12 protein-coding genes and 1 pseudogene are annotated in these 10,869 nt (G+C 66.7%); 5 read left to right on the forward strand and 8 right to left on the reverse strand.

Annotation, left to right across the window (positions count from 1 at the left end; translation table 11 throughout):
* Positions 1-129: 129 nt before the first annotated feature.
* Both ACZ7IB_RS47790 and ACZ7IB_RS47795 read right to left on the reverse strand, forming a co-directional pair.
* Positions 130-1,233: an IS630 family transposase gene (locus ACZ7IB_RS47790; protein ID WP_470921543.1), complete on the reverse strand. Its 1,104-nt coding sequence runs from the start codon at positions 1,231-1,233 to the stop codon at positions 130-132.
* A 296-nt stretch (positions 1,234-1,529) separates the two neighbouring features.
* Positions 1,530-2,003 (reverse strand): cupin domain-containing protein, encoded by a 474-nt coding sequence (locus tag ACZ7IB_RS47795; protein ID WP_266753152.1) that lies wholly within the window; start codon positions 2,001-2,003, stop codon positions 1,530-1,532.
* A 53-nt stretch (positions 2,004-2,056) separates the two neighbouring features.
* Here ACZ7IB_RS47795 and ACZ7IB_RS47800 point away from each other — a divergent pair, with 53 nt between their 5' ends.
* From ACZ7IB_RS47800 to ACZ7IB_RS47810, 3 genes are all read left to right on the forward strand, one after another.
* Entirely contained in the window at positions 2,057-2,236 is a 180-nt protein-coding gene (locus ACZ7IB_RS47800; protein ID WP_124721612.1) for a ribbon-helix-helix domain-containing protein, read from the forward strand.
* 1 nt (position 2,237) lies between these two features.
* Positions 2,238-2,582: a VOC family protein gene (locus tag ACZ7IB_RS47805; RefSeq protein WP_124721613.1), complete on the forward strand. Its 345-nt coding sequence runs from the start codon at positions 2,238-2,240 to the stop codon at positions 2,580-2,582.
* A 493-nt stretch (positions 2,583-3,075) separates the two neighbouring features.
* A complete protein-coding gene (locus ACZ7IB_RS47810; protein ID WP_470921545.1) occupies positions 3,076-4,716 on the forward strand; it encodes an MFS transporter in 1,641 nt (546 codons plus the stop codon).
* A 263-nt stretch (positions 4,717-4,979) separates the two neighbouring features.
* Here the strand turns inward: ACZ7IB_RS47810 and ACZ7IB_RS47815 are convergent, their stop codons facing one another.
* The 3 genes from ACZ7IB_RS47815 to ACZ7IB_RS47825 all read right to left on the reverse strand — a co-directional run bounded on the left by ACZ7IB_RS47815 (position 4,980) and on the right by ACZ7IB_RS47825 (position 7,354).
* The gene (locus tag ACZ7IB_RS47815) at positions 4,980-5,849 is read right to left on the reverse strand and encodes a DUF6924 domain-containing protein (protein ID WP_470921547.1); all 870 of its coding nucleotides are present in this window, start codon (positions 5,847-5,849) and stop codon (positions 4,980-4,982) included.
* 83 nt (positions 5,850-5,932) lie between these two features.
* Entirely contained in the window at positions 5,933-6,886 is a 954-nt protein-coding gene (locus ACZ7IB_RS47820; RefSeq protein ID WP_470921549.1) for a NucA/NucB deoxyribonuclease domain-containing protein, read from the reverse strand.
* Positions 6,887-7,195: 309 nt separating this feature from the next.
* Positions 7,196-7,354 carry a hypothetical protein gene (locus tag ACZ7IB_RS47825; RefSeq protein ID WP_470921550.1) on the reverse strand — a complete coding sequence of 53 codons (159 nt, stop codon included), beginning with the start codon at positions 7,352-7,354 and terminating at the stop codon, positions 7,196-7,198.
* Positions 7,355-7,657: 303 nt separating this feature from the next.
* On the opposite strand from ACZ7IB_RS47825, the gene ACZ7IB_RS47830 reads away from it, so the two are divergent.
* Positions 7,658-8,056 carry an ASCH domain-containing protein gene (locus tag ACZ7IB_RS47830; protein WP_470921551.1) on the forward strand — a complete coding sequence of 133 codons (399 nt, stop codon included), beginning with the start codon at positions 7,658-7,660 and terminating at the stop codon, positions 8,054-8,056.
* Positions 8,057-8,425: 369 nt separating this feature from the next.
* On the opposite strand, the pseudogene ACZ7IB_RS47835 reads toward ACZ7IB_RS47830, so the two are convergent.
* From ACZ7IB_RS47835 to ACZ7IB_RS47845, 3 genes and pseudogenes are all read right to left on the reverse strand, one after another.
* A pseudogene (locus ACZ7IB_RS47835) lies at positions 8,426-8,749 on the reverse strand (transposase); the annotation flags it as partial.
* Positions 8,750-8,825: 76 nt separating this feature from the next.
* A complete protein-coding gene (locus ACZ7IB_RS47840) occupies positions 8,826-9,545 on the reverse strand; it encodes an IS6 family transposase (RefSeq protein WP_470921553.1) in 720 nt (239 codons plus the stop codon).
* A 33-nt stretch (positions 9,546-9,578) separates the two neighbouring features.
* Complete coding sequence (locus ACZ7IB_RS47845) at positions 9,579-9,698, reverse strand: DUF5131 family protein (protein ID WP_470921554.1); 120 nt, start codon at positions 9,696-9,698, stop codon at positions 9,579-9,581.
* A 581-nt stretch (positions 9,699-10,279) separates the two neighbouring features.
* Here ACZ7IB_RS47845 and ACZ7IB_RS47850 point away from each other — a divergent pair.
* Positions 10,280-10,869 (forward strand): PHP domain-containing protein (locus ACZ7IB_RS47850; RefSeq protein WP_470921555.1); only part of this gene is annotated, 590 nt, incomplete at its 3' end.

Here is a 10,869-nt window from a genome sequence, read left to right on the forward strand (position 1 = left end):
ACTACCTCGACCAGCGCGAGATACCCCGGCTGAAGTCCTGGCGAACCCTGGGCAGCTGACCTCGGCACCTCCAAGATCCCCGACAGAGTCAAGCTTAGTGGTCGGCTCCGGAAGTCCTTCGGGGGTTGATCATGCGGCGAGGCGGAACGAGGATTCTTCCTGTTGATCGGCGGTGTGCCGGTCGAGCCTGGCCAGCAGTTCGTCCAGGTCGGAGGTGGCGAACTTCCACTGGAACGGCTGTGCCGTGGCGTTGTAGCGGTCTTCGAAGGCTCGAAGCCGGTCCCCGACCTGGGCAAGGTCGGTGAAGTCGTTCGGCGAGACGACCTTGCGCTGCACAACGGAGAAGTAGATCTCCACCTGGTTCAACCACGAGGCGTGGACCGGGGTGTGGACCATCACCGCGTTCGGGAACGCGGCAGCCAGCCGGTCGGCGGCCTTCGTGCCGCGGTGGGAGGAGCCGTTGTCGACGATCCAGAACACGCGCTTGGCGCTGGCGTAGGGTTCAACGCTCATGACCTGGGTGACCAGGTTCATGAACGGTTCGATGCCGGTGCGGGGTTCGGTGCGGCCGAACACCTTCGCCTGGTGGACGTCGTAGGCGGCGAGGTAGGCCAGGGCACCGCCGCGGCCGTAGGTGTGGTTCACGCGCATGGCTCTGGCTTGGCCGGGGGCCAGGGTGGGGTGGCAGCGGCAGTGGGCCTGGATGGAGGTTTTCTCGTCTGCGCTGATGACGTACTCGTTCGGTCCGAGTGGGTGGCCTTGCCAGATGCGGGCGTACAGATCCAGGACGCGTCCGGCCTTGGTGCGGAAGCCGGGGTCGGTGATGAAGATCCACGAGCGGTGCTGCCAGGGCTTGAGCGCATTCTGGGCCAGCCAGCGGCGCACGGTGGCGGCCGACACGAAGGGCGTGATGCCCCGCTCGACGACCTCACGGGCCAGTTCCGGGGCCGTCCAGCGGGACAGCGGAACCCCTGTCTCGGCAGGCAGTCGACAAGCCAGCGCGGTGACCTCGGCGGCCTGCAGCGGTGTGAAGGCCGGTGGCCTGCCGGAGCGCCGACGGTCGGCCAGCCCAGCGATGCCGCCGTCGGCGAAGCGGCCCCGCCACAGCCGCACGGTATCCAGGTGCAGACCGGTTTCAGCCGCGATACGGGAGTTGGAGCGGCCGCGGGCGGCGTGCAGCACCACCTGGGCACGCATCCGCAGCCGGTACTCGGTCTTGAGGCCGTAGGCCATCGCCTTCAGCCTCCTCCGCTCGGCGGCGCTCGGGTCTATCGGGCGGGCAGCGGCAACAGGCATGGCAGGCGGGCCCATCGAGAGAACGGATCACGGACGGGCCGCAGCCTGACGCCTCGACAACACCCCAGTCGGCACGACACGCCGCGAACCTTGGCAGCGGGCAGTTCGCGTTGCCGCCACGCCGCGAGAGTGGCTCGCCCTCGGTCAGCCGGCTTCGGCTTCGCCGGTCTCTTTTCAGCCCGCGGGGTCTGGGGTGCTGCCGCAGGTGTGGTCGTTGAGGTGGTGGTCTTGTCTTACCAGGCCGGGCTGGTGACGAAGTGGGTGTCGTAGCGGTGTTGCTCGGTGAGCAGGCTGTCGCGGCTGGCTTCGCCCCGGCGGATCCTGGCGACCTGCCGAAGGTAGTCGAATCGTTCGATGCCAGGGGTGATCACGATCAGGGCATCGGCGGTGTTCTCCGGGGCGGCGCGGAAGGCGTGGTCACAGCGCGGCGGGATGACGAGGAAGTCACCGGAGCCGGCGGTAATGACCTTCGATCCCACAAGCACCTGGAGCGTTCCGTCGACGACGAAGAACAGTTCGGAGGAGTGGTCGTGCCGGTGCGGGACCGCGCCGTCGGCGCCGCGGGCGAGTCGGATGCGGTGGGCGCTGAGCGCCCCGTTGCTGGCACTGGCGTCAGCCAGTAGGCAGTGGCCGATCTCGGGCAGTTGCTCGGCGTCGCCTGCGCGGACGACAACCGGGTCGTGTGGATCAGCTGCAAAAACAGACACGAGAGACCCCCTGGGGCTAGTATGCTAGCAACCTAGCGAGCTAGTATCGCTCTATGGGTGATACGGAAGTCAAACAGTTCAACGTGTATCTGCCGCTGGGGCTGATCAGGCAGGTCAAGCATCACGCGATCGAGACGGGCATGTCATTGTCCGCGCTGGTCACAGAGGCCTTGCGCGCCTACCTCGACGACGCCCATGAGCAGCGGCAGCCCTCTTCAGGAAAGGAGTCATGACATGGCAACCGAAGGGTTCGAGGCGGTGTTCGTGGAGACCCACAACTGGGGGAAGAGCGCAAAGTTCTTCCAGGAACTGGGTTACAAGTTGGAGACCTCCACCGGCGACGGCTCCGGCGTGTTCCGCAACGGCGAGGGTCCCTACCTCGTCGTTGTCGAGATCCCCGAGAACCGGGAGCCCGGCGTGCAGATCGCACTGAAGGTGCCCGATGCGGACCTGTTCCGTCCCGATCCGGCTGTGGAGGTGGTCACCCCCTTCCAGGACACGCACTACGGAACCCGGGAGATGACCGTCCGCGACCCCGACGGACGGCTGTGGAGTCTGCAGGCCCCTGCCAAGAACTGACATTTTCCTTCTCGTCCGGGTGGGCCGATTCCCCTCGGCCGACGGTGCCTGCGGTCCGCCCGGTGAACCCTGCGGCAGTGACGACTTTCGCCCTGCCGGGCAGTGGCCATTGCGCCCGCAGGGGGTTCAGCAGCGTGCTGCTGAACCCCCTGCTCGTGAGCACGGCCTGATCGAACCGCCGAGGCGAACTCCGAGGAACGGCACCGGCTATGCCATGCCGGAGACCGAACGCGACCGACCATCGAGCCGGCGAGCAACTTCACGGGCTCCTGGAGCAGCCCGTGCAAGCGCCGTGAGTCGCCGGGGTGCGCCTTCCCTGCCAGGCGCTGTCCAGCGTGCCCACAGCCGAGGTCACACACCTGCGGGCAACGTAGGGGCCCCGTACGCGGGTACCGGGCGAGGACATCTGGAGCAACAAGACCTGTTGAGCCCACCGGCGGCGGCGCTTCCGCCACTGACCGTGGGGATGCGAGGAGCGAAGGATGGGATACGAATGAGCAGATGGCGCGGCAATCCCTGGGCGGTGCTGCTGACGCTCAGCCTGGGATTCTTCATGACACTGCTGGACCTGACGGCCGTCAACGTCGCTATCCCCAGCATGATCGGCGACCTGCACGCGTCGCTGGACGAGGTGTTATGGGTGATCAATGTCTACATCCTCGTCCTTGCCGCACTGCTGATCACGTTCGGCCGACTGGGCGATGTGCGCGGGCCGCGCACCATGTTCATCGGGGGTGTCGCGCTGTTTACCGTGGCATCGGTGCTGTGCGGCCTGTCGCAGGATCCGGCCCAGCTCATCGCCACCCGGGCTGTGCAGGGCCTGGGTGCGGCGGCGCTGATGCCGCAGACGATGACGATCATCATCGGCACGTTCCCGGCCGAGCGCCGGGGCGCCGCACTTGGCGTCTGGGGCGGAGTCGCGGGCGTGGCCACGATCGCCGGGCCCACCCTCGGCGGGTTCCTGGTCAGCACGGCCGGCTGGCGGTGGATCTTCTTCGTCAACGTCCCGATCGGCGCGATCGTCCTGGCGATGGCCGTTACGCTCGTGCCCGACATCCGGCACGGCGCGCACCGAAAGCTGGACATTGCGGGTGTCGTACTCGCCGCGGCGACACTGGTATGCCTGACCTTCGCGCTCACTGAGGGCCAGCGATATGACTGGAACGCCAGGATCTGGGCGCTGCTGGGCGCGGCTGCCCTGCTGCTGGTGCTGTTCCTGATTCACCAGGGCACCCGGCAGCACGGCGAACCGCTGCTGCCCTTCGTGCTCTTCCGCGACCGCAACTACGCGGTCATGAGCTTCGTGTCCGCGACCGTCCAGGTCGGGATGCTCGGCCTGTTCCTGCCGGTGATGATCTATCTGCAGTCGGTGCTGAACTTCAGCGCCCTCACAGCCGGGCTCGTGATGGCGCCGGCGATGGTGGTGTCGGCGGTGCTGTCGCCGGTCGCGGGCCGGATGGCGGACCGGATCGGCGGCAAGTACGTCCTGATGACCGGTCTGACCCTGTTCGCGGCCGGTATGGCCTGGCTCACCTGGGTCACCGATGTCGGCCGCGCGTGGTGGGAGTTCCAGCCCGCCCTGATCACGGCTGGGGGAGGCATCGGCTGCGTGTTCGGCCCGATGGTCACGGTCGCCATGTACAACGTGGAGCCCACGATGGCCGGGGCGGCCTCTGGCGTGATGAACACGATCCGCCAGATCGGCACAGTGATCGGCAGTGCCGCAGTCGGCGCAGTACTGCAGAACCGCCTGGCCGCCTCGCTGCAAGACGAAGCGGCAAAGCGGGCTGCCGGCCTCCCGGCCGACGTCCGCGGCCAATTCCTGGCCGACTTCCGCAACGCCGCCAAGAGCGGTCAAGAGGTCGGCATCGGGCGGAACGGCGCGGTGGTCCACCCGCCGCAGGGAACACCGACAAGCCTGGCCCATCACATCGATCAGGTGGCGGCGTCCACGTTCGAACACGGGGTCGTCCACGCGATGCGGCCGACCCTGGCACTGCCCATCATCGTGATCGCGGTCGGCGCCGTCTCGTGCTTCTTGGTACGACACCGACAGGTCGGCAGCCCGCGCCCTGCTCCGGAACCAGTCGACCTCAGCACCTCGGCCTCAACGCGCCAAGAGTTCCTGGGCTGAGGCCGTCGTCGACCGTGGTCGTGCGGTGGTCAGTCGCCCTTGCCGCCCTTGTGGCGACAGCGTCCGGCGGCGGCTGGCCACCCTCCGGCTTGTGCGGTTCGGCGGCGGTACCCGCCTGTCGGCTGTGCTGGGGTGCCACCCCATCTCGACCCGTCCGGCCGGGACCTGCTGGCGCCGGCTCCGACCTATGACCAGCGCTCCGACGCATGGTTGGCTCCGCAGTCAACCCCCGAGGGACTTCCGGAGCCGACCACTTAGCACTGTCAGTAGTGCTCTTCCCGGTAGACGCCGTCGGCGTCGACACCACAGCCCCACTCACCAAAGCTCGTGTTCGCCAGCTCCATGTTGACGACGAAGGAACCGGCCGCTGCGAGGGCGATCCTGAACGGATCGTCGTCATCGTCGGGCAGGTTGTTCACGGCCAGCAACGGGAACTCTGCGGAGGCCAATGCCCTCTCGTCGGCGATGAGGACGAGAGTACTGTTGGGCCAGTCCTCGTCATCGCGTCCGATCCGCGCCTGGATCTGATCCGCCGTGAAGCCCGCGTAGGCGTGGTTGTCGATGACGGTGATCGACTCGTAGTGCTCCGAGCTTCCTTCGAGGGACTGGAGCAAGCGTGCCCACTCATCTGGCTGCTCGAAGGACGTCCGCACCAGGAGCGGACCGGCGGACCCATCGATCGTGGGGGAGGGCGGCTCGGGCTCGGCCCCCGTACGCTCGCCGGGGATGACCTGGATGAGGAAGCGGGGCTTCTTGCCGTCCGACGACCGGTCACTGGCATGGACGCGGATCAGGTAGGAGCCGACTCCTGCGGTGGCGAGATTCTCTTTGCGCAGCGGCTCGTATCCGCTGTCGCACAGGGCGAGGAAGCCGGTCGTGGAGATCACGGTGATCTCTTCGACCTCGTCCCAGCCGGTCTCTGCTCCCGGGTCATCTCCGGCGTAGAGGGTGACGATGGGGTTCTCCAGGGCGCTTCCGGCGTCGATGTGCAGCCAGTCTTTCTCGGCCGCCAGGAACCCTCGTCCGCGCGGCTGCTTGCCGGCGCCGGGGTCCATGACGGCCAGGTCGCCCCACTCCTTCATCTTGAGCGGCCGGGTGCGGCCGTCAAGGAGCGGCCAGTTGGAACGCTGCATGGAGAACCCCCATCGTGCTTACTGTGCCTGCCGGTTACGTCCTGGAAGAGTAGACGGGACCTGTGGCAGGCGCGTTGTGCGTCTTACTTGATGCGGACGTAGTAGCCGTCGCCGTTGAGGACGCGCTGGGTCTTGTAGAAGCCGCCGAGGCGGGCGCCGGCGCTGCGGTTGTCACCGAGGGAGATGATGCGGGTGCTGCCGCGGGCCGGGTTGCCGCCCTCCTTGCTGGCGGCGAACGGGTACTCGTCGCAGTCGTACTTCTTGGGGTCGGGGTTGTGCACCTTCGCGCACATGGCCTTGCGGTGGGCGTTGATGGTCTTCTCGTTGGTGATGCGGTGCAGCGGGGTGGAAGCGCCCGGGTGACCGGCGATCTTACGCTGGGCGTCCAAGATGTGGTTGGCGGACTGTTTCACCTTCGCGTCGCTGCGGGAGAGGGTGAAGACTGGGGAGTAGGAGGGGAAGACACAGCCGGGGTTCTTGGTGCGCTTCTTGGGGCCCCAGAACGTATCGTCGCAGCGGTACTTGGCGGAGCTGTAGGTGAAGCCGCCTATCGTGTAGCCGGGCTTGGTGAAGGTGAACCGGTAGGAGGCCGGGCTGGCAAGCTGCTTCTTCTTTCCGACGCTGGCGGCGTAGCCGACGGTTCCCTTGTGGGCTGAGCCGAGGGTGGACCCTTGCGGGAACTTGACGGCGGTCTTGACGCCCTTGCCGCCGCCGACGGACACGTTGACGCTGATGCCGCCGGCGTTGACGAGCTTGGCCTTGCCGACGGTGAAGCTCTCTGCCCACTTCAGCTTGTTGGTCTTCAGCGTCATGGCGTGCTTGATTTCGAAGGTGGCGGAGCCGAACGGCTTGCCGTTCTTGAGCAGGTCGATGCGGGCGCCGACGTCCATGCACATGCTGGTGCGGGTGATGGTAATGGTGTTGAGCTTGCAGCTCGCGGCGGCGGCCGTGTCGGCGTAGACGGTCTTGACGGCCGGGGCCTGGGCGGCAGCGATGCTGTACTTCTCCGGCGCGGCCTGCGCGGTTGCGGCGCTCATGCCAGTGAGGAGGAGAGCGCCGAGAGCGGCACCGCTGACGGCTTTTCTGGGCGCGCTGATGCGCATACGTATGTGTCCCCTCGTTGATGGAGGGACGGCACCGCGTCGGGGCTGCCGTCCCTAAGGCGAGCACGTTATGCGCTTCAGCGGTCGTGAATCTATTGACTGTTGGGGCACTGCCTGTTAGGACAGGTCGAATTTCGGTCAGCAGCGGTGACGGTGAAGACCGCGACGGCGGAGCCCGCTCGGTGACGCGGTACTACGTCATCGGCTACCCCTTAATTTGGGCTCTCCTGCCGTATGTGTGGGTCATTCTGTGGCGGGTTGGCGGCCGGGGAGGGTGGGTTTGTCGCCGGCGAGGGTGAGCATGACGAGGGCGATGATGGCGTCGGCGGTGTGGAAGCCGAAGCCGCGGCGGATGATGAGGCGGGTCCGCCCTGCCCACCGCAGCGTAAGCCAGGCCCCCACCCAACCCCTACACACCCTGACGCGCCCTCAATCGATCAACACCGCACCAACGTGACAACGCCGGAGCCGCTGATGCGCCGCCCGGTGATCGGGCCGTTGGGAAAAGGGGCGTCCGGGGGCTCGGCCGGGAACCGGCCGCATCCCGGCCGCTACTCGCGGCTCCCGGGCCGACTGCACCCTGGCAGGCACTCACCCGCCCGCCTACACCTTCCCCGGTCGAGCCGCTCGCCGGTGAGCTGCGCATATGATCACGCGTATGCCGCCCGTGGACCGAAGGGCTGCGCCGAGTGAGATGACGGGACGATGTGGCCGCGAGTCAACGGTGTGCGTGCGCTGGAACTGGGCTTCCCCGGTGACATGCGGGACATGCTCAATTCTTTGGTTCTGACAGGCGCCAAGACCGCCACGACCTGTCTGCTCGACGAGTACGCCGAAGAGGCCGAAGGCCTGGAGTACGTCGGTGAGCGGCAGGCTCTCCTGGACAACGAGGGCCGGTGCGTCGCCACCCTGGAGTTCATCAGCGTAGAGGTGAAGCCCTTCGGCGATGTCACCTGGGAACATGCCAGGGCCGAGGGCGAGGGTGACGTGTCTCTTGAGGCCTGGTGCGATGTGCACCGGCGCTTCTGGGACCGTGCGGGCACTCCGGTCGATGATCACACCGTCGTCGTCTGTCTGGCCTTCCGCGTGACGGAAGACAGCTGATTACCAGTCCGCGCCTGTAGCACCCTCCCCAGTCGAACCACGCACCACTTGCCGCCCACCCGGCCGAAGCCGACGTTGTGAGCAGACACTGCGGTGGATACGGACCGAGATGCCCCGCCGCGCCTGTGTTTCCCGCCACCGGACTTGGCTGTGGTGGGCTGAAGCGGGCGGCGTAGGGCAGCCAGCAGCGGCGAAATCTGCGGCGTGGGCCTGACCACCACACCAGGTGACGGAACACCGAACCGTCACGCCCCGTCCGGGCTGGCTGACGCCGCCCCGATTGTCGCGGCCGCGCCCATGCTGAGGTTCCCCCGCAGCTCGGGAATGGCTGACTACTGAACTTGAATGTGTGATGTCGGCCTGATCGTGTCAGCTGGTCAAGGTCAGGCCGGTGCCTATGATGCAGCCGTCGATGAGGTGCGGTCGGTACTGGGTCTTCTTGAGGCTGCGCTTCACGGCGGCGGCGAGCTGGTCGAGGTTCGCGGCGGCGAGGTTGCCGATCGCCCGTTTCACCAGGGACCAGATGCCTTCCTGTGGGTTGAGGGCGGGTGCGTAGGACGGGAAATGGAAGACGGTCAGCCAGTCCTCGTTCGCAGCGATGAAGTCGTTCATCTGCGGCATGAGATGGGTGCGCAGGTTGACCAGGACGATGGGGCCTTTGAGCTGGTTGTGGGCCCGCACGATGAGGTCGCGGGGCGTTGTCACGTTGGTGCGGTGTTGATCGATTGAGGGCGCGTCAGGGTGTGTAGGGGTTGGGTGGGGGCCTGGCTTACGCTGCGGTGGGCAGGGCGGTGGCGCCGGTGATCTCGTCCCAGATGGCGAAGCGGGTGGTCATCTCGGTGTGGTATTCGGTGGCGGTCATCAGGTGGCGGCGTGGTCGGAAGTGGGGCGAGATACCGCTGAACGCGGCCAGGAACCGCTGGGCTCCGCCGACGGAGCGGAAGCCCTTCATCGCGCGTTCGCGCTGCCGGGTAGGCTGGTGGGAGTTCTCCGCCCGGTTGTTCAGGCCCTTGTGGGCGCGGTGTTCTACGGAGGGCATGACCTCGCGGTGGGCCGCGCCGTAGGAGCGGAGCTTGTCGGTGACGATCACCCTCGGCACCGAGCAGGTCTTCTTGAGCAGTTTGTGGAAGAACCGCCTGGCCGCGGCCTTGTCCCGCCGGTTCTGGACCAAAATGTCGAGCACGTTGCCATCGGCGTCGACGGCCCGCCACAGGTACTTCAGCTCACCGTTGATCTTCACGAAGACCTCGTCCAGGTGCCACTTGTCGCCCGGCTGCACACGCCGGCGGCGCAGGCCGTTGGCGTAGGCCTGCCCGAACTTCGTAGACCAGCGGCGGACCGTCTCGTGGGAGACGAGCACGCCGCGTTCGAGCATCAGCTCCTCGACCTCGCGGAACGACAGCGGGAAACGGAAGTACAGCCACACGCAGTGCGCGATGATCTCCACCGGGTACCGGTGCTCCTTGTACGACGGCGGCGCGCTGTCCACGGACGACCCCTCCCAGCATGACCACCCCGAAGATCATCCCACCCAGTCAGTCAACGTGACAGTGCCGTTGTCGCACCCGGAGGAAACCCGGTCACATCCTGTCGTCGGATTCCACGTCGCCTCGGTCCACTCAATTGCGCTTCGATCGCTCATCAGCTACCTCCCCGCCGTCCAACCGCTCCCACCAGACGCGGGACGGCATGTTCAACGAACCAGAACGGGCGTTGACACCCGGCCATCCAACCACCCCAACACCGCCTGCCCACCAGCTATCTCCGACCTGCGGACGTCGAAGCCGACGGCGGCGACGTGCCCGGCGAGATTGGGGGCGATGGCCGCCCACCTCTTCGGTAGGGAAGCGTCGGCGGCCGAAGCTCCCAGGCCCGCTGACGTCGTTTCTCATGGTGTCGGTCGGTCGTTGAGCGGTCGGCTGCCCGCCATGACACGCGGCCGGGAATCACGGACCTCGGCGCCGGGCCGCAAAGGAAACTCGGACCGCACGATGAACCACCACCCTCCATCACCCACCGGTGTCAATCCGCTGCCGACTGTTGGGGGGTGGCACTGACAATCGCCCTGATCTGCACGTTCACGCCGTACGGCCCAGACGCTGCTGAACAGCACCCCAACCCGCCAAACCGGCCCGTGACTTGCTTCCGGGAGCAGCCGGTTGGGAGCCCTCTGAGGGATAGGGTGGAGGCTTCTTTCGACCTGTCTGCGGAGGTGCCTGCCCGGTGACCGACAGCTTCGTCCACCTGCACAATCACACCGAATACTCGATGCTTGACGGCGCCCAGCGGCTCAAGCCGATGTTCGCCGAGGTCGAGCGTCAGGGGATGCCCGCCATCGCCATGAGCGATCACGGCAACATGTTCGGTGCGTACGAGTTTCAGCAGGTGGCCAAGGGCTTCGAAGGCGTCAAGCCGATCATCGGGATCGAGGCGTATGTCGCGCCGTCCTCGCGCCGGAACCGTAAGCAGGAGTTCTGGGGTCCCGGTGGTGTCCGGGCGATGTCGGACGATGGCGAGGGTTCCAAGGACGTCAGTGGGGGTGGTCGTTTCACCCACATGACGATGTGGGCACAGAACGTCAAGGGACTCCAGAACCTGTTCTACCTGTCGACGGAAGCCTCCTACACGGGACAGTTCCCGGCCGGTAAGCCGCGCATGGACATGGAACTGATCTCCGAACACTCCGAGGGGATCATCGGGACGACTGGCTGCCCCTCGGGCGCCATCCAGACCCGCCTGCGTCTGAACCAGTACGACGAGGCCCGCGACATCGCAGCCCAGTACCAGGACATCCTCGGGAAAGAGAACTACTT

Source organism: Streptomyces sp. NPDC037301 (assembly GCF_055602785.1).